Below are 23,512 nucleotides of genomic sequence, written 5' to 3'. Positions count from 1 at the left end.
ACCGACATCGACGACGAACGGGGGCGATAGGGATGGGGCCGTATCACTGGTTGCGTTGGCTCGCCGCACAGGGTTTGCCACGGTTCGCGTTACGTGCGTGGGCGCGGCGCGGCGATACCCTCTCCCAGCTGACGACCGAACCGTCGGCGCTGGAGAATCCCTATCCGCTGATCGAATCGCTGCGGCAGCGGGGCCGGTTGGCGCGGTCCTCGCTGGCCTGGGCCACCACCGACTACGAGCTGAGTCGGATCATCCTGCGCGACAACAGGTTCGGCACTCGCGCGGCCGAGGGATTCGACATCCCGCGGCCGTTGGCATGGATCGTGCGGAAGGCCCCCGTGCCACCGAATCCGGTCGAACCACCATCGATGCTCGTGATCGACCCACCGGAGCACAACCGGATGCGACGACCGGTGGCCTCGGCGTTCACCCCGCGCGCGATCGCCCGACTGGAGGCGCGCGTCGAATCGGTCACGGAGGAGTTGCTCGACGCACTACCGTCCGACGGCGATGCGGATCTGATCGCGGACTTCGCCGCCCAGGTGCCCATCGCGATCATCTCGGAGATGCTCGGATTCCCCGACGACTCTCGTGATCTGTTCCTGGACTGGGGCGACCGGATGACACCGCTGCTGGATATCGGCCTACCGTGGCCGGTCTGGCGCGATGCGATCGTCGCCATCGGGAAGATGGACCGCTATGCCGATCAGCATCTGGCGCGGCTGCGCCGGGAGCCGGGCGAGGACATGCTGTCCGCCCTGGTCGGTGCGGGGGAGCTGAACGACAGCGAGTTGAAGGCGACCGCGAGCCTGCTGATGGGCGCCGGTTTCGAGACGACGGTCAATCTGATCGGCAACGGAATCGTTCAGTTGCTGTCCCATCCGGAGCAATTGGCCCGGCTGCGGGCTGAGCCCGAGTTGTGGCCGAACGCGGTCGAAGAGGTGCTGCGCATCGATGCGCCCGTCCAGTCGACGGCCCGGGTGCCCATCACCGACGGGGTGGAGATCGACGGGGTGCGACTGCGGCGCGGCGCCACGGTCGTGGTCTCGCTAGCCGGGGCCAACCGTGATCCGAAGGTCTTCGACGATCCGGATCGTTTCGACGTGGGTCGCGCGAATGCCAAAGAGCACCTGACCTTCTCCACCGGCATCCACGCCTGTCTCGGCGCCAGCCTGGCCCGCATGGAGGCCACCCATGCGCTGCGGGCACTGTTCGGGCGCTTCCCCGATCTGCGGCTCGCCGGCGCCCCGGAGCGCCGGCAACTGTTCACCCTGCACGGTTACCGCAGGTTGCCGGTGGCGCTGGGCCGGCGAGCGGAGCAGCGCGCGACCGTCAGCTGAAGCCGACGACCTTGTCACCCCAGGCGGTGTGCAGGTCGTGATCGGGGTCGTCGACGATCCGGTCGACACCGTCGACCAGCAGTGTGGTTCGTTCGGACTCGTGATACGGCGGCCAGTGTTTCGAGCCGTCCAGTGCTGCGGGCACACCGTGTTCGGCGAAGGCCACCCAGCGGCGCATCAGCCGTCCCGATACCTCCATCGCGGCCTTGCGGCCGCCGAGCCAGAAGGTCGGATCATGGTTGAACGAACCGAAATTACCGAATACGTACGGCAATTCGGTGGCATGCCCGGCACCGACCCGGGCCGCCTTCAGCATCGGCGTGGCCTGATCGAACCGATACATCCAGGTCCGGCTGTGCCGCGAATGCGCGTCGGCGACCCAATGGGCGGGCATCCGGAACGCGGCATCGGTCGACATCGCCAGCGCCCCACGGGATTTCGCCAGATCCGGGTAGGCGGAGGTGATCTCGGCGATCCGGTGCGCGGACAGCGTCGGATGCTCCTCGGCGATGGCGGCCAGCATCGCGTTCACCGCCTCGGGCGTGACCGGCATGATGGGCGAGCGGAACAGTCGGAACAGCGACGCCTCGTCGCGGTTGGTGCCGATGATCAGCGGCACTCGATGCGAACCGCCCACCTGGAAGACATCCGTCGGGTACGTGGGCAGCAGGTCACCGTCGACCACCGGGGCCGCGGCGAGCCGGCCGGGCGACTGCATCGGCACCTCGTCCAGCAGGACTCCGGCGGCGTCCACGATCCGCTCGATCGGGCAGTCCCACAGTTCCGCGGCGCGCGCGACTGGCAGTTCCATGAGTTCCAGGAATCGCTGTGCCATCGCGACCCCGTGCGCCGGTCCGAACACGGTCGTCGCGGGCGGACTCTGCGCGATGGCCCGATGGAACAGGCCGGTGGCCGCGGGCGAGGTCAGCAGCGCGGTGACGCATCCGGCGCCGGACGATTCGCCGAAGATGGTCACATTGTCCGGATCTCCGCCGAAGCCGGCGATATTCTCCTGCACCCATTCCAGCGCCGCGATCTGGTCGTGCAGGCCGAGATTGGGGACGAAGTCGGGCCCGAGCGAGGTCAGATCGAGGAAGCCCAGCGCACCGATGCGGTAGTTGATCCCGACCACGATCACGTCGCCGGTCTCCACCAGCTTGTGCCCGTCGTAGATGGCCTGGGCCGCGGTGCCGAGACAGTAGGCACCACCGTGCAGCCACACCATCACCGGGCGTGGGCCCAGTCGTTCGCGCCGCGCGGCGGCCGGGGCCCAGACGTTCACCCAGAGGCAGTCCTCACCCATCCGCAACGACGGGTCGATCGGCACGGTGTTGCCCATCGTCTGCGGGGCGATCTCACCGAATTCGGTGCAATCACGCACTCCGTCCCACCGAGCCGGCGGGCGTGGGCGGCGGAAACGCAATTCACCGGTGGGCGGGGCAGCGTAAGGGACGCTGCGCCAGATGTCGACAGCTCCGTCCCGGAATCCGCGTACCGCTCCGGCGGTGGTCCGCACGATCGGATCCGAACCGTCCCGGTCCGCCTCCGGCGCCGCCTCGAAGAACTGAGTGCTCACCGCGCACCTCCTCACCCGATGCGACGCTCGTCGAGACCCGTCCTGGCAATGACACCGTCGGTCACGGATCCGTCGACCGCCGTCAAACTCCTGTCTATCGAGAGTACGTCGGAGATCAAGTTGCCCGACCCGGTGGGCGGTCACAACCGGCGCTCGGCGCGAGCACATTCGCTGCATGTCACCGTTCACAACCAGGTATTATGTGAGGCAAATCACATATCGCGCGATCTCCGCAACCTGTGCGCACATTCCGCCGGGCAGCACGGGCCCACCACCGCGAGGATCGGTCAGGGCCGGTCGATATGGCCCAGATCCCGGTCCGGGGCGACCCGGTCCCGCACACGCTGCTTCAGCACGGCGACCTCGGGGAAGCCGCCGTCCGCTTTGCGCTCCCAGATCTGCTCGCCGTCCACGGTGATCCGGAACACACCGCCACTGCCGGGCACGAGGGCGACCTCGGTCAGATCGGTGCCGAAGGTGTTGAGCAGTTCCTGCGCCATCCAGCCCGCGCGCAACAGCCAGCGGCATTGGGTGCAGTATTCGATCGCCACGCGTGCCATACCGGCACCCTACGGGCCCGGCGCCCGCGCTTCGACCGGCAACGAGACCGGCAACCCTCACCCGGGACGGCGACGCCCCCACCGGCAGCCGGTCACCCGCCGGCGTCACGCAGCGATCGAGCGATCACTCGGTGATGTCGCCGTCCACGTACACCCATCGCCCTTCGACGCGGCTGAACCGGCTGGCTTCGTGCAGCGATCCCCGGCCGCCGGCTGCGCGGTAATGGGCGCGGAACTCCACCACGCCGGTGTCGTCGAACGGCCCGCCGTGCTCGGTCCGCAACACCTCCAGCAGCAGCCAGCGCTGATCGGGATCGAGGGTCAGCCGACGAGGGCGGGTCCGGGGATGCCAGGACCGCAACAGGTAGTCGGTGTCGCCGACCGCGAATGCGGTGTACCGCGACCGCATCAGAGTCTCCGCCGTCGGCGCCGGAGTCGCACCGGACAGCCGCGGCCCGCAGCAGGCACCGAAAAGATCACCGCTGCGACATGGGCAGCGGTCGGTATCGCTCGGATTCGAGCCGGTCGCAGCGCTGGTCATCGCTCGATTATCCGTTGTCTGATCAGCTCCGGCCCGATCAGCTCCAGCGTGGGACGCGCTCCGACCCGATCAGTTCCCGCTCGATCAGCTCGAGCGGGGTCGCGCTCCGGCCCGATCAGTTCCCGCACAGTCACCTCCGCCTCGGTCAGTTCCCGCACGGTCAGCTGCGGCCCGGCCAGCTCCGGCCCGATCAGCTGCGGCTCGGTCAGTTCCCGCACGGTCAGCTGCGGCCCGGCCAGCTCCGGCCCGATCAGCTCCGGCTCAATCGTGTTCCGGCCGGATCAGTTCAAGCTCCATCGTGTTCCGGCCGGATCAGTTCCAGCCCTGCCCGTTTCGGATCGATCGTCCCTGTGCTCGATCGTGCCAGGGTCGATCGCCACGGTCCGACCAGGCCATGTCTCATTGCACGGGACCGGGCGGCGGCAATGTGCGGCGGCCGCCCGGTCTCGCGGGTTACCGAAGGTCACGCGCCGCTGAACATCCGCAGCAGCGTCATGACGTTGACCATCGCGGTGGTGCCGTTGGCCGCCATGGCCGACCCGGTGTCGAGCAGGTTGAGCGTGCTGAGGAAATCCACGATGCCCTCCTTCATCCGAGCGCGATGCCCGTTCGAGTTCGACCGCATTCGTGCCGCAAACGACGCAGCGTCTCGGACGGTACCGGTCCCGCGACCTCCTCATCAGCGAATTCGCAGTCTTGGCACCATATTTCGATCCTTCATATCCGAAATATCGGACATTACAGTCGATTTGCGCAGGGCTTGCCCGGGCGCTGTCAGCGCGGCGGAACACTCAGCGTGCGGCGGAACGCACAGCCTCGAGCAGATCGACGAGGCGGACGGTGTCCTCGTACCAACCACGCAATTCCTCGACCGTCGGGGCGAGCTCGTAATCGTGATGGTGACCGGCCCGCGACAGCACCGCCCACAGCGCCGAGATCCGGGCCGCGGTCTCCGGACCGGTGTAGGCGTCCAGGGCCAGCAGTTGGGCCCGCATGCTGCATCGGGCCAGCGGCGGCGCCACCCGCAGCCACAATTGGTCGATGGCCTGCTCCAGGGTTATCCGCAGGATCCACACCGTCGCCCGCGACCAGAGGCCACCGGCGTCGGTCACCGCGCCGCGCAACAGGTCGTCGGCGGCGGCGAGCCGCTCCGGCACGGTGGGTGTCACCTGTTCAGCCACGTGATCAATTTCTTGGTGCCGGACAACAATTCGCTGCCGCTGCGGCCGATCCGGATGTGCGCTCCGGCCGCGACGTCGCCGAGCACCGACTTCGCCCAGGGTGCGTCCCGGTCCAGCAGGTCGTTGAGGTCGTCGACCATGTTCGGCTCGCCGAACACCGCCAGCGAGACCTTCTCCCGGGTGGTGCGCGCCGCGTCGACCCGGCGCTGCACCTCGCGATGATCGACGCCGTCGGCGAGCAGTTGCGCGCGGGCCCGGGCCAGCGCGGCCGCCTCGACCGCCGACCGGCAGCAGGTGACGACCAGTTCGGTGGCGATCGCCTTCGGCAGTTGCCGGGTGCGCAGCAGCGCGTTCGCGTCGTCGAGGTAGCGGCGCACCGGATCCTGGCCCACCCGCACCTCGACCACCGAACGCTCCCGGCGCTGGACGTCGAGAACCGTTGCCCCCAGACGCAATCGGCGGACCGCCTCGGCCAGCCGCTCGTCGTGGGTGAACACCACCACCTGACGGCCGCTGCGGGCGACCGCGGCCAGCACCTGCGCCAGGCCGTCCACCTTCGCCGGGTCCATCGCCTGCACGGGATCGTCGATGACGACGAAGCCGAACGGGCTCTCCGGCACGGTGGCCCGGGGCAGGAACAACGCCAAGCCCAGGGCGTGCAGTTCGCCCTGGCTCATCACCCCGAGCGCGGTGGCACCGGCATCGTCCACGGTGACGTCCAGCAGTACTTTGCGCGTCGCGCCCGCGGTGCCCTGCAACCGGACCACGCCGAGATCCACATTGCTCTGCTGCCGCAGACCACGCCAGATCCGCCGGGCGTGCTCGGCCAGCGGCGCCATCCGTTCGTCGCGCAGCCCGGCCGAGGCCGATTTCAACCACTCCTCGGCCCGTTTGACCGTCCGCAGTTCCGGCTCGGCGGCGACGACCACGCTCATGTCCTGGAGCCAGGCGGCGATCCGTGGCACCAGCGGCATCCAGGCCGCGTCGAGCCGGTCCAATTCCTTACGGGCCGAACGGTGCAGCGCGGCCAGGCAACGGACCGCGTCGGCGTGCGCACTGCGCAGCCGATCACCTCGCGCGGCGGCCCGGCACGACAGACCGGGCGGGCAGGACTCGTCCACCACCGTGGTCCAAACCGACCACGCCCACCGCGCCGCGCCGGTCTCGACGCCGGTCCCGTCCAGTGCCGAGGGGTCCAGCTCCGCCGGTACCGGCTGCACCAGCGCCCGCACCCGGCGCAACGCCGCTTCCAACTCGCTGCGCGCCGCGGTGAGCGCGGCGGCCCGCTCGGTCAGTCGCGCGATCTGCGCGTCGGCTTCGTGCTGCCACTGCTGGTCGAGCGTGCCATGGCCGCACAGCGGGCACGGCGCCGCGCCGACGGCATGGGTGTGGATCCGGGCGCGCTGTAACAGGTCCAGGACCCGCAGTTCCGCCTCGGTGTCACCGGTCGTGCGGGCGGCCAGCCTGGCAAGGCATTCGTCCAGGACCGTGGCCGCCGCGTCGACCTCGGCGGCATCGGGCAGCCGCAACCGCAGCAGGGCCTGCAATGCGGCCGCACCGGCCGGGTCGTGCCGGGCGCCGGCCAGTTCCCGGCCGATCTCCGTCAGATCCTGATGCGATTCCCGCAATAATCCGGCAACCCGCACCGCGCGCTCATCCGCGACGGCCTCGAGATCGCCGAGCAGGACCTGGCGCTGGTCCTTGCACTGCCGCGCGGCACGCTCCAACTCCAGCCGCCGCGCCCGGGTGCGTTCCTGCGCCGCGGTCAGATCGTCGAGACCGAGGAGCTGGTGCAGCGCGTCGAACAGGTCGCTGGGACGGCCGTCGACGAGGGCGCCGAGTTCGCTGTAGGACAGGAACGGCCGGTACAGCTCGAGCGCCCGTGCCCAGTCCCCGGCCACGAAATCGGCCGGTGGCCGCCCGTCCTGCTGGACGGTCCAGACGCCGTCCGCGAGGTCGGTACCGCCGGGCCACAGCCGCGTCACGGTCAGCGCGCCGACCGAGCCGGCGGCGGTCAGTTCCAGATCGATGCGGGACTCGCCACCGTCGTGCAGGTTCCGCCAGCCTTCGCGCCACACCGACGAACGGCCCGACCAACGGCGATTGTGGCCGGTCAGAGCAAGTTCGGCGGCCTCGGCGAAACTCGACTTGCCGGATCCGTTGCGCCCCACCACCAAGGTCAGCCCGGGGCCGGGCGGCAACTCCAGCACCGCTTCCGGGCCGATGCCGCGGAATCCGCGAACCCGGATGGCGCGCACGAAGATTCCCGTGTACTCGGGGCCCGAGCCGGCCCCACCGGATGAGATGTCGAGCGCATCCAGCACCGCGCGGGCGACGTCGTCGGTGATCGACGAATCCGCTGCCAAACGGCGCGAAACCAGATCGAACAGGCGCGGCGCGGCCCGCCCGGGATCGTCCGGGACATCCCCCACCTGGCCACTCCCTCTGCCTGCATGCCCGCTGCCTTGCGTGTCACCACGCCCTGCATGTCCTCACGCCCCGAGCCGGTTTCCCGTCCGGCCGATCGCGAACTCCTTCGCTCACGGAACGAGGCTGTGCGGGAACGGTACCCGATCACTGCCGGATCCGCGCGATCCGAAGAACACGATCCGAAGAACCGGCCCGGCGGGACGCTAATGGCCATCGATCGGTCCGTTCCGGCCGATGTCCACCCCTCGGTCGTCCCGGCCGGGGCAGTTCCAACGAAATGCACCCGAAGTGGGTGGCCCGGTCTGAACCGAACAGAACAGAATGACAGAAGACCTTCTTCGCGGCAAGGGTTCTTGACGGACCCAATCCCGCACCGTGCCATGGCAATTCATCAGCAATCAGCGTGTGGCGGATCCCTCGGACCGGCCGTGGCGCGCGGTACCCGATTCTTGTCGGTGGGTTCGGATACAAATCCGGGCAAGCGAGCGGAGGGGGGAGCGACGATGACCACAACTGCCACCGGAGTGGACACCATGAGCTGGACCGCGGATCGAATCGCCGCCTTGGCGCCGGATGCCGCCTCCCTGTCCGCCGCCCGCGGGCTGCGCGGCCGGTGGAGCGGTACCGGCCGGCACCGGGCGGCCTTGTGGGGCCTGTGCGCCGGCAGCGGCGCCACGCCGTATCGGACCGTCGTGGATCTGGACGGACCGGCCTACACCTGCACCTGCCCGAGCCGGAAATTCCCCTGCAAGCACGCCCTGGCACTGCTGCTGGTCTGGTCCGAGGGCGCGGTGGCCGAGGCCGAGGCCCCCGCGGACTTCGCCGCGACCTGGCTGACGGCGCGGGCCGCCCGCGCGGCGAAACCCGTTGCCGCCGTTGATCGGGCACCGGATCCCGGCACGGGCGGGCAGCGCCGCGCCCGGGTCGCCGCGGGACTGGCGGACCTGGAGGTGTGGTTGTGCGATCAGATCCGTACCGGCCTGGCCCAGTCCGATCGCTCGTTCCCCGCCTTCGAGGCCGTGGCCGCGCGGATGGTGGACGCCCAGGCGCCCGGGGTCGCCGCGGCGCTGCGGCAATTGCCCCGCGTCGCCCTCGTCCGGGAGGACTGGCCGGTGGTGCTGCTCCGCGAGTTCGGCCGGCTGCACCTGCTGGCCGCCGCGCATCGGCGGCTGGACGAGCTCGCACCCGGTCCGGCGGCGAGTGTCCGCACGCATATCGGATATCCGGTCACCGCCGAATCGGTACGGGCACAGCCGCCGGTGCGGGATCGCTGGATGGTGCTGGGGCAGCGGCACACCGAGGAGGAGCGGCTGCACACCCGGCGAGTGTGGTTGCGTGGCCGCACCTCCGGCCGGTGGGCGCTGATCGTCGATCACAGTTTCGGCAGCCCCGCGTTTCCGCCCGATATGCCGTTGCCCGGCACGATGATCGACGCCGATCTGCATTTCCATCCGGCGGCCGCGCCGCTGCGGGCCGTCTGGGGGGTACGGCACGACGTCCCGGAGCCGTTCACCACCGTGCCGGTCGCTCCCGCGGAATCCGCTGCCGGGGAACGTCTCTCGGGTATCGCCACCGCACTCCGCGAGCATGCCGCCGCGCTCGGCGCCGACCCGTGGCTGCGCGGATGGCCGGTCCTGCTCCCCCAGGTGGTCCCGGTGGTGACCGAGACCGATTGGTACGTGCGCGAATCCGACGGCAGCGCACTGCGGCTGGCCCGGTGCGCCGAGGCGCCCTGGTCGCTGCTGGGGGTGTCCGGCGGGCATCCGGTGACCGTGATCGGCGAGTGGACCGCCGACGGCCTGGTGCCGATCTCGGTGTTCACGGCCGGCGACATCGCCGGTATCGTGGCCGACCCGGTATCGGGGGCGCCCGGCGACACCGCGGCCGATCCGATGTCGACGGCATTACTGGGCACGGCACGACGCGGGGTACGGACGGCGGATCTGCCGGGACCGGTCGCGGCGGCGGCGCAACACCTGTCGGGTGATCCGGCGGCCGTCCTGCTCGACATCGCCGTCCTGTACGACCTGTTCACACGGGCAGCGATACTGCCGGACAGTGTGCCCGCACCCGAACCCGCCGCCGACGACGAGCGCCCGGTCCTGTCGCAGGCCGCCGCGGCACGACTGGCCGGACTGCTCACCGGTGGCTCGCCGTTCCTGCCCGAATGGTTCGAAGCAGCGGAGCGACCGGCCTTCCGGGCCCCCGACGCGCTGTCGTGCCTGGTCCTGGAGCAGGCCCGCACCCGGACCGAGTTACGCGAGTCGCTGCTGCGGCTGGCGAGCGTGCGCGGGGCCTGGCTGGCGCGGCACAATCCGGCCTGGCGGAATCTGGTACGTGACGCCGCGACCGCGGACGACATCTGGTCGCACGGCCGCGCCGCCGAGCGCCGGGCCTGGCTGGCCGCGCTGCGCACCCGCGATCCGCAGCGCGCCCGGGAGACGCTGGCCGCGTCGTGGTCCCGTGAACCCGGCCCGGCCCGCGCGGAATTGCTGGCGGTGCTCGGCGAGGGGCTCACCCTCGCCGACGAATCCCTGCTGGAGTCCGCGCTGGACGACTCCCGGGCGGAGGTCCGGTTGATCGCGGCGGATCTGCTCGCCCGGCTGCCGGATTCGGCGTTCGGCGGCCGGATGGAGTTACGTGCGGCCCAGTGGGTGCGCCTGTCCCACGGCAGACTGCTGGCGCGATTACCACCGGAACCGGATGCGAGCGCGCGCCGCGACGGACTGGCGGCCCGCCCGGCCGGTACCGGCTACCGCCTCGGGGGCCCGCAGGACCTCCGGGCCGAGCGATTGCACCGGCTCGTCGCGGCGACCCCGCTGCGGTACTGGGAATCGCTGTCGGTGACCCCCGCCACCGTGATCGATGTCGAGTTCGACGAGGGCATGCTCGAACCCTGGTTCGCCGGACTCGCGGAGGCGGCCCTGGCGCAACGCGATCTCCGCTGGGCGACAGCGTTGTTCGAGCTGTTCGGCAAGGCCCCCGCACTCGGCCCGACCGTGGAGGTGCGGCGGGAACTGTTCGCGCTGCTGCCCGCCACCGACCGGCTACGACAGCTGCGCGCGCTGGACAGCAGCTGGCTGGCCGAGCTGGAGTTGCTGGTGCCCACCATGCCGCGGCCGTGGCCGTTACCGCTGGCGGAGCACGTGCTGCGGTTGCTGCTGGATCGGGCCCATCTGGCGGCGGCGCGCCCCGGCGCGCCCGGCCTGTCCCCGGTCTCCTACCGCAGTCTGTTCCACGCGGCGGCGGTGAACTTCCCCACCGAGGCGAGCGCCGCGGCGTCGGGCGCCGGCCGCCGCAGCGGAGATCCGCAGTGGGAGCACGCCTTCGATCAACTCGTCCACGACCTGACCCTACGCAAGACCATGCTCGAGGAGCTGCGATGACGACGACCGAGACCACTTCCGGCGCGCTGCTGCGCCCGCATGCCGAACAGTCCTTCGCCGGCGAGTTGCGTGCGCTCGCCGCCGCCGACGACCGTCCCCGGCCGCCGGCGTGGCGACTGTCCCCCTGGGCGGTGGTGACCTATCTGCTCGGCGGCGTGCTGCCCGACGGCACCGCCGTCAGCCCCAAGTACGTGGGCCCGCGCCGGTTGATGGAGGTGGCGGTGGCCACCCTGGCCACCGATCGCGCCCTGCTGTTGCTCGGTGTGCCCGGTACCGCGAAAACCTGGGTGTCGGAACATCTCTCGGCCGCGATCAGCGGCTCGTCGACCCTGCTCATCCAGGGCACCAGCGGCACCGCGGAGGAGGCGATCCGCTACGGCTGGAACTACGCCCGGCTGCTGGCCGAGGGACCCAGCACGGGCGCGCTGGTCCCGTCACCGGTCATGACCGCCATGCGGCTGGGTTCCCTCGCCCGGATCGAGGAACTCACCCGCATCCCGTCCGATGTGCAGGACGCGCTCATCACCGTGCTGTCCGAGAAGACCCTGCCGGTACCGGAACTCGGCACCGAGGTGCAGGCGGCCAAGGGATTCAACGTGATCGCCACCGCCAACGACCGCGACCGCGGGGTCAACGAATTGTCGTCAGCGCTGCGGCGACGGTTCAACACGGTGGTGCTGCCGCTGCCCGCCACCGAGGACGAGGAGGTGGCGATCGTGACCCGGCGCGTCGAACAACTCGGCGCCGCACTGGAATTACCCGCGGTACCGGCCGCCGCCGAGGAGGTCCGCCGGGTGGTGCGGGTGTTCCGGGAGCTGCGCTCGGGGCTGACCGCCGACGGACGCACCAAACTCAAGTCACCGTCGAGCACACTGTCCACCGCGGAGGCCATCTCGGTACTCACCAGCGGCCTCGCGCTCTCGGCGCATTTCGGCGACGGCGTACTGCGCGCCGCCGACGTGGCCGGTGCGGTCCTGGGAGCGGTGATCAAGGATCCGGTCGCCGACACCGTGGTCTGGACCGAATATCTGGAGGCGGTCGTCCGCGAGCGTGAAGGATGGTCCGACTTCTACCGGGCCTGCCGTGAGGTGCACGAATGACCGGATCCACCCACCCGCGTCCCGCCGACGACCCACCGGCCCAGACCCGGGTGTTCGGCATCCGCCATCACGGCCCGGGTTCGGCCCGCTCGGTGCGGCTGGCGCTGGAACGCTTCCGGCCGGACGCCGTGCTGATCGAGGGACCGGCCGACGCGGATCCGCTCATCGGCTACGTGACGGCCGCCGGTATGGCGCCGCCGGTCGCCCTGCTCGCCTACGTCCCCGATACTCCCGCGCACGCCGCGTTCTGGCCATTCGCAGTGTTCTCCCCGGAATGGCAGGCGCTGCGCTACGCTGTCGACCACGAGATCCCCGTGGGCTTCTGCGATCTGCCCGCCGCCATGGTCCTCGCCGCCGAGTCCGAACCCGGCGACCGCACCGACCCGCTCGCCGAACTCGCGGCCGCCGCCGGCTACGACGACCCGGAACGCTGGTGGGACGCCGTCATCGAATCATCCGCCGACGCCGACGTTTTCGATGCCATCACCGAGGCGATGGCGGCGCTGCGTGAGCCTTCCGACTCGGGCCCGGATGCCACCGACCGACCGGCGGATGCGATCGACACGCCGGAATCGTCGCTCCCCGCCGATTCGTCCACGACCGTCCACACCTCCGGCACGACGGCCTCGGAGCACCCGGCAACGACCGACCGGATACCACTGCGCCACCGAACCCGGTCGTCCTCGTCCACCGACCGCATCACCACCGACCGGTATCGCGGCGGTGCACAGCCGATGCCCGCCGCCCCGGCATGCTCCGGCCCTTCGACCGGTACGGAGACCGATCCGGCGTCGCCACCGGCACGATCCGCCGGGCCGCGGGTCGATCTGCACACCCTGCGGCGCGAGGCGTACATGCGGCAGGTGATGCGGCAGATGCTCAAGCGCGGGGCGCGGCGGCTGGCGGTGGTGTGCGGGGCCTGGCATGCGCCGGCACTGGCGGGCAAGCTCGGGCCGGCGGTCGCGGACGCCCGGTTGCTGAAGGGGCTGCCGAAGACGAGGGCGACGTTGACCTGGGTGCCCTGGGCGCATTCACGGCTCGCCGACGCCTCGGGGTACGGGGCCGGTGTCACCTCGCCGGGCTGGTACCACCATCTGTTCACCGAGACCGAGCAGCCGATCGTGCGGTGGCTGACGAAGGTCGCCGGGCGGTTGCGGGTACAGGATCTGCCGGTGTCCAGCGCGCACATCATCGAATCCGTCCGGCTGGCCGAGACTCTGGCCGCACTGCGCGGACGGCCGCTGCCCGGTCTGTCGGAGGTCACCGACGCGACCCGGGCGGTGCTGTGCGAGGGCGACGAGTCGCTGTTGCGGCTGATCGGCGCCGATCTCGTCGTCGGTGAGGCGCTCGGCTCGGTGCCCGACGACACTCCGACGGTTCCGCTGGACGCGGACCTGCGCGCCCAGGCGCGGACCTTGCGGCTGAAACAGCAGGCGTCGGAACAACGCCTGGACCTCGACCTGCGCAAGGATCGCGACGTCGCGCGCTCACATCTGCTGCACCGCCTGAATTTGCTCGGAATAGATTGGGGCACACAGGTTTCCAGTGACGTGCGGAATATCGGCACCTTCCGGGAGACGTGGGCGCTGCGCTGGGATCCACAGCTGTCGATCGCCGTGGTGGCGGCGTCCCGGTGGGGCACCACGATCCGGAGCGCGGCCCGCACCACACTGCTCGATCTGGTCGCCGCGCCGGAGGCCACCGTCGACTCGGTGGGCCGGGCCCTCGAATCGGCCCTGCTCGCGGCCCTCGACGACGCGATCGAAGGGCTGGTCACCCGCCTGGAATCGGTGGCGGCGCTGGATCACGATGTCACCCACCTGCTGTCGGCCCTGCCCGGTGTCGTGCGTACGCTGCGGTACGGCGACGTGCGCGGCACCGATGTGGGTGCGCTCGCCCGGGTCGCCGACGGCCTGCTGATCCGCATCTGCGCCGGTCTGGCCGGTGCGGTCACCGGATTGGACGCCGACGCCGCCGTCGCCGTGCGCACCCAGCTCGACGCGGCCCATCTGGCCATCGCCACCCGCGACGACGCGCACGCCACCGATCAGTGGCTGGCCGCGCTACGCGCCCTGGCCGACCGCACCGACGTGCACGGCGCACTGATCGGCCGCGTGGTCCGATTACTCTGCGACGCAGCGATTTTCGATGATGCCGAGTCGGCCCGGCGGCTGTCGGCAGCGCTGTCGATCGGCCACTCCCCCGCCGAGAAAGCCGCGTGGATCGATGGTTTCCTCGGTGGCCGCGGCCTGCTGCTGGTGCACGACCGGGAACTGCTCGGCCTGATGGACACCTGGCTGCGCGGTCTCGACGACGACCAGTTCACCACCACCCTGCCCCTGCTGCGCCGCACCTTCGGCGCCTTCGAGATCGGTGAGCGCCGGGCCATCGCCCACGCCCTGCGCACCGGCCCCCGGGCCGACCACACCGCCACCACGACAGCCGATCACGATCTCGAACGCGGCGCACTGGCCCTGACCACTGCCCTCGACATCCTAGCGGTGGCGCGATGACCACTCCGGCAACAACGACGGATGCTCCACCAGCACATCGCAATCCGGCAACGTGGCCGCCGACCATGATCGACAGCTACAACACCGGCCCATTCTTCACCGGCACGGCGCGATCCCATCGATCGCCACGCAGAGAGACGGACGAGCCACGATGACCGGCACCCCCGAAGCAGGATTGTCAGGAACGGATGAGGGCGAATCCCGTTCCCGGCGTTGGCGTCTGGTGCTGGGCGCGCCGGCCGACACCGACCTGGGTGGCCTGGACTCGGCCGACGACGTGGTCATGGACCGGGCGCTGTCGGCGCTCTACAACGCCGATGAGCAGTCCCCCGGCACGAAACGCTCTGCGGGCCTGGGTGGTTCGGCGCCGAGGGTGGCGCGCTGGCTCGGCGATATCCGCAGCTACTTCCCGTCGACGGTCGTGGAGGTGATGCAGCGTGACGCGGTGGAGCGGCTGCACCTGACCCAGTTGCTGCTGGAGCCCGAGTTGCTGGAAGCGGTGGAGCCGGATGTGCATCTGGTCGGCACACTGCTGAGCCTGAACCGGGTGATGCCCGAGACCACCCGCGCGACCGCCCGCACGGTGGTGGAGAAGGTGGTGCGCGACATCGAGAATCGGATCGCCGACCGCACGGTCGCGGCGGTCTCCGGCGCGCTGGACCGGGCCGCGCGCACCGCCCGCCCCCGGCTGCGCGACATCGACTGGGATCGCACCATCCGCCGCAACCTCGCGCACTACCTGCCCGAGCAGCGCACGGTGGTGCCGGAACGGCTGGTGGGTCACGGCCGCAAGGCCAAGACGGTGCGTCGCGACGTCGTGCTGGCGATCGACCAGTCCGGTTCGATGGCGTCGAGCGTCGTCTACGCCTCCGTCTTCGGCGCGGTACTGGCGTCGATGCGCTCACTGCGCACGTCGCTGGTGGTCTTCGACACGGCGGTGGTCGATCTCACCGAACATCTGCACGATCCGGTCGACGTGCTGTTCGGCACCCAACTCGGCGGCGGTACCGATATCAATCGCGCGATCGCCTACTGCCAGCAGTTGATCACCCGACCGGCCGAGACGTTGTTCGTGCTGATCTCCGACCTCTACGAGGGCGGCGTCCGTGACGAGATGCTGCGCCGGATCGCCACCGCGCGGGAGGCCGGGGTCCAGGTGCTGGTCCTGCTGGCCCTGTCCGACGACGGCGCGCCCGCCTACGATCACGACAACGCGGCGGCGCTGGACGCCCTCGGGGTACCCGCCTTCGCCTGCACCCCCGACGCCTTCCCGGAACTGCTCGCCGTCGCCCTCGGCCGCGGCGACGTGGCCGCCTGGGCACGCACCGGAATCCGTTGAGCAGACGCCGGATACGGAAGGAGGCGCCGCCCGCGGTATCGCACCGCACCGGCGACGCCTCACGTCACGACCGGGAACCCGGCATCCGCACCGGGAATCGGCGGTTCCGTCAGCCACCCACCATCAGGGTGAGCAGTTGCCCGGCCGCACCCATACCCTTGGTGGCCAGGTCGAGCACAACGGTGAGTACCTCCATGACCGATCTCCTGTCCGAGCATCGTTGGAACAGACAGTTGGAACAGGTTGAAGAGACAGCAGGCGGAATGCTACCGCCGCGACCCGGCCGGGCTCCGGCGCAGCGGAGCCCGGCGCGCCGTCTACAAGTCGGCGATGGCGGCCAGCGGCGGGGTCCGAGCCGCCCGGACCGCGGGCCACAGCGCGGCCAGCACCCCGACCACCCCGGCCCCGACCAGCATCAGCACGACCTGACTCCACGGCACCGCGATCGTGGCCAGCCCCAGATCACGCAACGTGCGCAGGAATCCGACGCCCAGCCCCAGCCCCAGGGCCACCCCGGCCACGGCGCCGAACACCGCGATGAGCATCGACTCCAGATAGATGGCCCGCCGCACCTGTGGTCGCAGGGCGCCGACCGCGCGCAGCATGCCGATCTCCCGGCGCCGCTCCACCACCGACAACGCCAGCGTATTGACGATGCCGAGGATCGCGATCACCACCGCCAGCGCCAGCAGCCCGTACAGGATCGCCAGCATGGTGTTGACCTGTTTGCCCTGCGCACCCTTGAATTCGTCGCGGTTCTCCACCTGCACCACCACGTAGGGCGCGGTCGCCTTCTCCAGACCGGTCCGCAGCGCCCCCAGGTCCGCGCCGGGAGTGGCGGTGATCAGCACCACCACATCGGTGCGGAACGCCACCGGCATCACCTGGTTGTACAGCGCCGGCGCCACCACCAGCGGCCCGAGCAGCTGGGTGTCCTTGTAGATCCCGGAGACGTTGAGCGTGAACTTCTTGTTGTCGACGCTGGTCAGCACCACACTGTCACCGGCGTGCCAATTCCGTTTCCCGGCTTCGGTTTCCGAGACCAGGATGTCGGTGTCGCCTAGGGTGCCGGTGCCGCGCCGGACGTCGTAGTTCAGCACCTGATTCATCGCGCCGTCGGGTGAGATGCCGGCGATCTGCTCGTCGCCCGCCTTCATCACCACACCTCGGAACGAGACGATATTCGCCACGCCCGCAACGGATTTCGATGCCTGAGCAGCGCCAGGGGGCACCCCGATCAACTGCGGCCCGGCCAGGATGTAGTCGGCCTTCACTCCCTTGTCGACCAGTTCGCCGACACTGGCCTTGGCCGACGAGCCGAGCATCCCGATCGCGGTGACCAGCATGAGCCCGAGGGTGAGCGCGAACGCGGTGGCGGCGGTCCGGCGCGGATTGCGCACCGCGTTGTTGCGCGCCATCCGGCCGATCGCCCCGAACGGCCGCACCAGCACCCCGATCACCCCGATCACCGGCCGCGACAGCGCGGGCGAGGCCAGCAGCACCGCGAGAATCAGTGCCAGCGCGCCGATTCCGACCACGATGGCGGCGTTACCACCGGTACCCCGCGACGCCGGGATCACCAGCGCCACCCCGGCCACCGCCAGTACCGCACCGGCGATGGTCCGCGTCCGCAGCGAATCGCCCACGGAGGCGAACTCTTCGCGCATGGCCTCGACCGGTGGGATCCGCGCCGCGCGCCGAGCGGGCGCGTACGCGCTGACCACCGTCACCAGCAGGCCCACACCCAGCGTGACCAGCACCGTCCGGGGCCGCACCTGCATGGTCCCGGTCGGCAGGCCCAGGTTGAAGGCATTGAGCAGCGCCGACAGCCCGAACGCCAGCCCGACGCCGCAGGCCAGGCCGATCAGGCTGCCGAGCAGGCCGATGACCGACGCCTCCGCCACGACGGAGCCGCCCACCTGTCCGCTGCTCGCCCCGATCGCCCGCAGCAGCGCCAACTCCCGCAGCCGTTGCGCGACGATCATCGAGAAGGTGTTGTAGATGATGAACGTGCCGACCAGCAGCGCGATGGCGCCGAAGGCGAGCAGGAAGTAGTTCACGAACTTCAGGGCCTGCGCGATCTGCTCCTTCAGGTCCGCACGGACCTGCGCGCCGTCGAGGACCTTGTCATCGGGCAGCGTCTTCGCGATCCGGTCGCGCAGCGCGTCGGCGCTCACCCCGGGCGCGGCCGCCAGATCGACGAAGGCGACGTGCTGCCCGTCGGTGAACAACTGCCGCGCCTGCGCGTCCTCGAACAGCAGGCCGATGTATCCGCCGGTGTCGGAGGGCAATTCGTAGATACCGCTGACGGTGACGTCGACGATGCCGTGCGAGGGCACCAGCACCTTGGCCTTGTCGCCGACGGTCAGCCCGGCCCGGTTCGCACCCCCGACATTGATCGCGACCTGGCCGTCGGCCGGCGGCGCCCCGGTGACGAACTTCTGTGGCGGCGACACCGCCTGTCCCGGCGGCAGATACGACTGCCCGAAGGTCGGCGCGCCACCGGTCTGCACCGCGTGCCCGTCCTTCAGCAGCACGGTCGGCCCCTGCACCGCGGGCGCCACCGCCCGCACGCCGCCGGTCGCGGCCAGCTTGCTCACCACGTCCAGCGGAATACCGAGCGACTGCCGTTCCTTCGGCTCCACCCGGACATCCACACCCTTGGCCTGATCGCCGAAGATGCCGTCGAAGGTGCTCTGCAGGGTGTCGGTGAACACGAAGGATCCGGCGATGAAGGCGGTGCCCAGCACGACCGACAGCAGGGTGAGTACCAGCCGTAGCTTGTGCGCGGCGAGATTGCGCAGAGTGACCTTGCGCATGGGCGAAGCGGCGACGCTCACTTCATCCGCTCCAGCACCGATTCGGCGGTCGGATCGCGCAGTTCGTCGACGATGTGGCCGTCGGCGAGGAACACCACCCGGTCGGCGTAGGACGCCGCATGCGGTTCGTGTGTGACGATCACCACGGTCTGCCCGAATTCGTCCACCGCCGCCCGCAGGATCGACAGCACCTCCGCCGAGGCGCGGGAGTCCAGATTTCCGGTGGGCTCGTCGCCGAAGACGATGTCGGGACGTCCGGCCAGCGCCCGCGCGCACGCCACCCGCTGCTGCTGCCCGCCGGACAGCTCGCTGGGCCGGTGGCCGAGGCGATCGCGCAGGCCCAGCCGCTCGATCACGGTGTCGAGCCACTGCTGGTCGGGTTTGCGGCCGGCGATGTCCAGCGGCAGGGTGATGTTCTCCAGCGCGGTCAGCGTGGGCACCAGGTTGAACGCCTGGAAGACGAAACCGATGCGGTCGCGGCGCAGCCGGGTCATCTGCTTGTCCGAGAGGCCGGTGAGCTCGGTGTCACCGATGTGGACCGAGCCGGAGGTGGCACTGTCCAATCCGGCCAGGCAGTGCATGAGGGTCGACTTGCCGGAGCCCGAGGGACCCATGATCGCGGTGAATTCGCGCTGTGCGAATTCGGCTGATACTTCGTCCAATGCCCGGACCTGAGTGTCTCCCGATCCGTACAGCTTCACCAGATTTGTCGCGCGGGCCGCGGCGGTGGTTGCGCCAACGGCAATTTCGGTGCCAAGAGCTTCGGCGGTCATGATCCCCAGTCTTCCGGCCGGTCGCCGTACGCGCCATCAGGGTTGTCCCCCAATCACGGGCGCGCACACCGCCGGGAGTTCGCCGTGCCGATCGTACGCCGCGGCATCCGTATGCTGGTCGCCATGGTTCTGCTCGTGCTGGCCCTGTTGACCGCCGTTGCCACGACGGTGCTCGTCCGCCGCGGTGTGTTGCGCTGGGCGGGCAGCCTGGCGCTGATCGCGGTCGCGATGCTGACCGCCGGCGTGGCCGAACTCACCGACAACGTGGTCGATCGCGACGGCGCCACCGGTATCGACACCACCACCATGAACTGGGTGGTCCCGCATCGCACCGGGTGGCTGACCCCGATCGCGAAGGCGATCAGCGATCTGGGCGACACCACCACCATGGCCGCGGTGGCCGCGGCCGCCTGCGCCTGGTTCGCCTACCGCCGGCGCTGGCCGCAACTGCTGCTGACCGGCACCGCGACGGCCGGCGCGGGCCTGATCGTCGTCACGCTGAAGGCCATCGTGGGCCGGCAACGGCCGCCGGTGGTGGACCGCCTGGTCACCGAGACCAACCAGTCGTATCCTTCCGGGCACACCCTCGGCTCCACCGTCGTCGTCGGCGTGCTGACCGCGCTGGTGATACTCGCGGTGCGGCGCCGGGCCGTGCAGATCGCGGTCGGGGTGACCGCCGCGGCCTTCGTCACGCTGGTGGGCCTGTCCCGGCTGTATCTGGGTGTGCACTGGCCGACCGACGTGCTGGCCGGCTGGGCGATCGGCACGCTGTGGGCGACGGTGTGCCTGGCCGCCTACCTGCGGCTGCGGCGCCCGGCTACGACCACCAGCGCGCAACCGGCCTGATCGATCCTCAGTTCCGGCGGTCGGGCGCCGGGTGGTGCACCAGCACCGAGGTCGAGGCCGCGCCCGGCGGCCGATGCGAGGACGAGGACTGGCTCTTGTTCGACATCGCGCCGATGACGGCCAGCACGATCAGCAGCAGGACCACCACCACCGCGATGATCCCGATGATCAACCCGCTGTTCGATTTCCGCCGCGGCGGCGGTACCGGCCGCGGCGGGTAGTAACTGCCCTGCTGTGGTTGGGGTTGCTGGTACCGCGGCGCCGACTGCTGGTATACCGGCTGCGGCGCCGGGGTCAGCGGGCGCGGGGGCTGCGGGATCGGGTTGCCCGGTCCGGTGGCCGGTCGCGGCGCGACCGGAGTACCCGGACCGGTGGCAGGCCGCGGGGCGACCGGCGTGCCCGGACCCGTGGCGGGCCGCGGCGCGACCTGATGCCCAGGACCGGTGCCGACCGGATGCCCAGGACCGGTGCCGGGCATGCCGATGGTCGGCATCGACGGCCCGGTGGACGGCCGCGGCGCCACCTGCATGTGTGGTGCGCTGGTGGGAGCGAAGGCCCGCCGGGCGGCGACCGCGAATTCGGCACAGGTGCCGAACCGTTCGTCCGGCCGCTTCGACATCGCCTTGATCAGCACGGCATCCAGCGCCGGCGGCAACCCGGACCGCACACTGCTCAACGGCGGTGGCGGCGACTGTAAGTGGCCGCGGATCACCGCGGCGGGGTTGGGCGCGGAGAACGGCCCGGTACCGGTGAGCAGCCAGAACAGACTGCACGCCAGCGAATATTGATCGGCGCGGCCGTCCAGCGACGCGCCGGTGAGCTGTTCCGGTGACGCGTAGGCCAGGGTCGCGGTGAAGGTACCGGTCTGGGTGAGATGGCCGCCGTCGTCGCGCAGCCGCGCGATACCGAAGTCGGTGAGATAGACCCGCTCGCCCTTACCGCCGGTGGACCGCGCGAGCAACATGTTGGCGGGCTTCACGTCCCGGTGCAGCACACCGTTGCGGTGCGCGTAGTCCAGCGCCTCGGCGACCTCGGCGATGATCTGCACCGCGCGCTCCGGCGGCAGCCGCTGCGGATCGACGCTGGCGCCGTCGATACCGTCGATGAACTGCATGGAGATCCACAGCTGCCCGTCTTCGAGGCCGCGATCGTAGACGGTGACGATGTTCGGATGATCCAGTTGCGCGACCAGATCCGCCTCACGCTCGAACCGCGCGCGAATCTCGTGATCGGACACCATCTCCCGGTTCAGCAGCTTGAGAGCCGTCATCCGGGGCAGGCGAGGGTGCTTCGCCAGGTACACCTGGCCCATGCCGCCCCGGCCGAGCAGCCGCTCGATGACATACCCTGCGAAAACGTCACCGTTGGCTTGCATCCCCGCTCCCAAATCCGGTGCCGCACCTCCGCAGCCGGTGCGCAGCAAATACCACACGAACAATTGACCGTCGTCACCGCCGACCGCCGAACACGGCAACCATACAACGCGTCCCGACCTTCGCGGGCAGTGGTCACCGTCCCCGACGGAACACCGCCGACCACCACCGTAGCGGCCGGCACCGACGGTCCGCGTCGACGAACCTTGGTACAAGCTGAAGACCCGCTGAGAACACCGTCGCCCGCCCGGAGCCGTTGCGCGCGCCGTTTTCGCATGTGGGAAGGCATTTTTCAGCGGTCCGGCCCGAACCACCGGCCGATTACGCTCGGATCGGGTCGTGCTCGCGACCCACGTCGACACCTCGCACAGGAAGTGTGAACATCATGCGGATTTCCAAGTTCCGGCTGGCCGTCGCCGGTGTCTGCGGAGCCCTGCTCTTCACCGGCATCGGCGCCGGCACGGCAGTGGCCCTGCAGCCCCATATGACCGCCGCCCGGGGCGACCTGCAGGCGGCCCACAGCGAACTCGAGCAGGCCATTCCCGACAAGGACGGCCATCGCGTCAACGCCATGAACCTGATCGACCAGGCCATCGCCGAGGTGAACCTCGGTATCGCCGCCGGCTCCTGACCTCCGGCCCCCGCTCCGGGGTTCGCTCGGAGCGGGGGTGACGATGTGTCGGTGCCACCCGATACGCTCCTGGCCATGATTGGTGCGCACCTGAGGCAGGACGAGGATCCCATCGGTTTCGCCGAGAAGCTCGGCGCCGAGGTCATCCAGCTGTTCGTGGTGGACCCGCAGAGCTGGGACAAACCGCAGCCGCACCCCCGGGCCGAGGAGATCAAGGCCAGCCCGATCCAGGTGGTGGTGCACTCCTCGTACCAGATCAACGTGGCCAGCACGAACAACCGGCTGCGCATGCCCTCGCGCAGCGCGGTGGCGCAGCAGGCGAAGGCCGCGGCCGACCTCGGTGCCTTCGGCCTGGTCGTGCACGGCGGCCACGTCCGCTCCGACGCCGAGATAGAGGCCGGAATCATCAACTGGCGCAAGCTTTTCGAGCGCCAGGAGGAGAAGGGCGGCTTCGCGGTCCCCATCATCGTGGAGAACACCGCAGGCGGAAATCACGCCATGGCACGGCATTTCGACTCGATCGGTCGGCTCTGGGAGGCGATCGGCGATTTCGGCGCGGGCTTCTGCCTGGACACCTGCCATGCCTGGGCCGGCGGGGAGGAACTGGTCGGCGTGGTCGACCGCATCAAGGCGATCACCGGCCGCATCGACCTGGTGCACCTGAATTCCTCACGCGACGAGTTCGATTCGGGTGCGGACCGGCACGCCAACTTCGCCGAAGGCACCATCGATCCTCAACTACTCGCCGAGGTGTGCCGCACCGCAGGCGCACCGGTCGTCCTGGAAACCCCGGCCGAGGGCCTCGCCGACGACCTCGCCTACCTGCGCGAACACCTCGGCTGAGCCCCGGCGGCCACCGGCTGGGCAGAAATGGCATCGCGGCCGACCCGTGCCACCACTGTGGCTGTGCCATCACCGCACCGCCGCCGGACGGTCACCCGCAGCACGGCCGAATCCGGCCACCCGACAGCAGCGCCGCCACCGCACGGCGGCCGGGCATCCCGTGGCGGGTGAGCCTTGCCGCACCACGACTGAGCCGTCACTAATGGCGCGGTTGAACCCCGCCGAGCTGCCGTCGAGTACTCGGCACCACGACGAAGCCGG

At 70.3% G+C, this 23,512-nt stretch carries 17 protein-coding genes; 8 read left to right on the top strand and 9 right to left on the bottom strand.

Annotated features, from left to right (window positions below):
* The first annotated feature begins 32 nt into the window (after positions 1-32).
* Positions 33-1,340 (top strand): cytochrome P450, encoded by a 1,308-nt coding sequence (locus tag LBW94_RS07155; RefSeq protein ID WP_225057413.1) that lies wholly within the window; start codon positions 33-35, stop codon positions 1,338-1,340.
* Here the strand turns inward: LBW94_RS07155 and LBW94_RS07150 are convergent.
* From LBW94_RS07150 to LBW94_RS07125, 6 genes are all read right to left on the bottom strand, one after another.
* On the bottom strand, positions 1,333-2,916 hold the full coding sequence (locus LBW94_RS07150) for a carboxylesterase/lipase family protein (RefSeq protein WP_225057412.1): 1,584 nt from the start codon (positions 2,914-2,916) through the stop codon (positions 1,333-1,335). The two genes, LBW94_RS07155 and LBW94_RS07150, sit on opposite strands and share 8 nt — an antisense overlap.
* Positions 2,917-3,203: 287 nt before the next feature.
* Positions 3,204-3,476: a SelT/SelW/SelH family protein gene (locus tag LBW94_RS07145; RefSeq protein WP_225057411.1), complete on the bottom strand. Its 273-nt coding sequence runs from the start codon at positions 3,474-3,476 to the stop codon at positions 3,204-3,206.
* Positions 3,477-3,600: 124 nt separating this feature from the next.
* Positions 3,601-4,017: a YchJ family protein gene (locus LBW94_RS07140; RefSeq protein WP_225057410.1), complete on the bottom strand. Its 417-nt coding sequence runs from the start codon at positions 4,015-4,017 to the stop codon at positions 3,601-3,603.
* Entirely contained in the window at positions 4,014-4,235 is a 222-nt protein-coding gene (locus LBW94_RS07135; protein WP_225057409.1) for a hypothetical protein, read from the bottom strand. The genes LBW94_RS07140 and LBW94_RS07135 overlap by 4 nt, the downstream gene beginning before the upstream one ends.
* 573 nt (positions 4,236-4,808) lie before the next feature.
* On the bottom strand, positions 4,809-5,198 hold the full coding sequence (locus tag LBW94_RS07130) for a hypothetical protein (RefSeq protein WP_225057408.1): 390 nt from the start codon (positions 5,196-5,198) through the stop codon (positions 4,809-4,811).
* Positions 5,183-7,630 carry an AAA family ATPase gene (locus LBW94_RS07125; RefSeq protein WP_225057407.1) on the bottom strand — a complete coding sequence of 816 codons (2,448 nt, stop codon included), beginning with the start codon at positions 7,628-7,630 and terminating at the stop codon, positions 5,183-5,185. The genes LBW94_RS07130 and LBW94_RS07125 overlap by 16 nt, the downstream gene beginning before the upstream one ends.
* Before the next feature lie 501 nt (positions 7,631-8,131).
* On the opposite strand from LBW94_RS07125, the gene LBW94_RS07120 reads away from it, so the two are divergent.
* The 4 genes from LBW94_RS07120 to LBW94_RS07105 all read left to right on the top strand — a co-directional run bounded on the left by LBW94_RS07120 (position 8,132) and on the right by LBW94_RS07105 (position 15,966).
* A complete protein-coding gene (locus LBW94_RS07120; protein WP_225057406.1) occupies positions 8,132-11,014 on the top strand; it encodes an SWIM zinc finger family protein in 2,883 nt (960 codons plus the stop codon).
* Positions 11,011-12,114, top strand: a complete 1,104-nt coding sequence (locus tag LBW94_RS07115; protein WP_225057405.1) for an ATP-binding protein — start codon at positions 11,011-11,013, stop codon at positions 12,112-12,114. The genes LBW94_RS07120 and LBW94_RS07115 overlap by 4 nt, the downstream gene beginning before the upstream one ends.
* Entirely contained in the window at positions 12,111-14,627 is a 2,517-nt protein-coding gene (locus LBW94_RS07110) for a DUF5682 family protein (RefSeq protein ID WP_225057404.1), read from the top strand. The genes LBW94_RS07115 and LBW94_RS07110 overlap by 4 nt, the downstream gene beginning before the upstream one ends.
* Positions 14,628-14,778: 151 nt before the next feature.
* Positions 14,779-15,966 carry a VWA domain-containing protein gene (locus tag LBW94_RS07105; protein ID WP_225057403.1) on the top strand — a complete coding sequence of 396 codons (1,188 nt, stop codon included), beginning with the start codon at positions 14,779-14,781 and terminating at the stop codon, positions 15,964-15,966.
* Between the two features lie 317 nt (positions 15,967-16,283).
* Here the strand turns inward: LBW94_RS07105 and LBW94_RS07100 are convergent, their stop codons facing one another.
* Positions 16,284-18,785 carry an ABC transporter permease gene (locus LBW94_RS07100; RefSeq protein ID WP_225057402.1) on the bottom strand — a complete coding sequence of 834 codons (2,502 nt, stop codon included), beginning with the start codon at positions 18,783-18,785 and terminating at the stop codon, positions 16,284-16,286.
* Positions 18,786-18,802: 17 nt separating this feature from the next.
* Positions 18,803-19,558, bottom strand: a complete 756-nt coding sequence (locus LBW94_RS07095) for an ABC transporter ATP-binding protein (protein ID WP_225057401.1) — start codon at positions 19,556-19,558, stop codon at positions 18,803-18,805.
* Between the two features lie 123 nt (positions 19,559-19,681).
* Between LBW94_RS07095 and LBW94_RS07090 the strand changes: the two genes are divergently transcribed.
* Entirely contained in the window at positions 19,682-20,404 is a 723-nt protein-coding gene (locus tag LBW94_RS07090; protein ID WP_225057400.1) for a phosphatase PAP2 family protein, read from the top strand.
* Between the two features lie 7 nt (positions 20,405-20,411).
* Here the strand turns inward: LBW94_RS07090 and LBW94_RS07085 are convergent, their stop codons facing one another.
* Positions 20,412-21,779: a serine/threonine-protein kinase gene (locus LBW94_RS07085; protein ID WP_225057399.1), complete on the bottom strand. Its 1,368-nt coding sequence runs from the start codon at positions 21,777-21,779 to the stop codon at positions 20,412-20,414.
* 383 nt (positions 21,780-22,162) lie between these two features.
* Between LBW94_RS07085 and LBW94_RS07080 the strand changes: the two genes are divergently transcribed.
* Together LBW94_RS07080 and LBW94_RS07075 are read left to right on the top strand one after the other, a co-directional pair.
* Complete coding sequence (locus LBW94_RS07080; protein WP_225057398.1) at positions 22,163-22,408, top strand: hypothetical protein; 246 nt, start codon at positions 22,163-22,165, stop codon at positions 22,406-22,408.
* A gap of 75 nt (positions 22,409-22,483) precedes the next feature.
* Positions 22,484-23,251 (top strand): deoxyribonuclease IV, encoded by a 768-nt coding sequence (locus tag LBW94_RS07075; RefSeq protein ID WP_225057397.1) that lies wholly within the window; start codon positions 22,484-22,486, stop codon positions 23,249-23,251.
* Positions 23,252-23,512 lie beyond the last annotated feature (261 nt).

Origin of the sequence: Nocardia sp. alder85J (assembly GCF_020176955.2) — a bacterium.
In the GTDB taxonomy this organism is placed as follows: domain Bacteria; phylum Actinomycetota; class Actinomycetes; order Mycobacteriales; family Mycobacteriaceae; genus Nocardia.
This window is presented reverse-complemented; position numbering and strand designations above follow the sequence as displayed.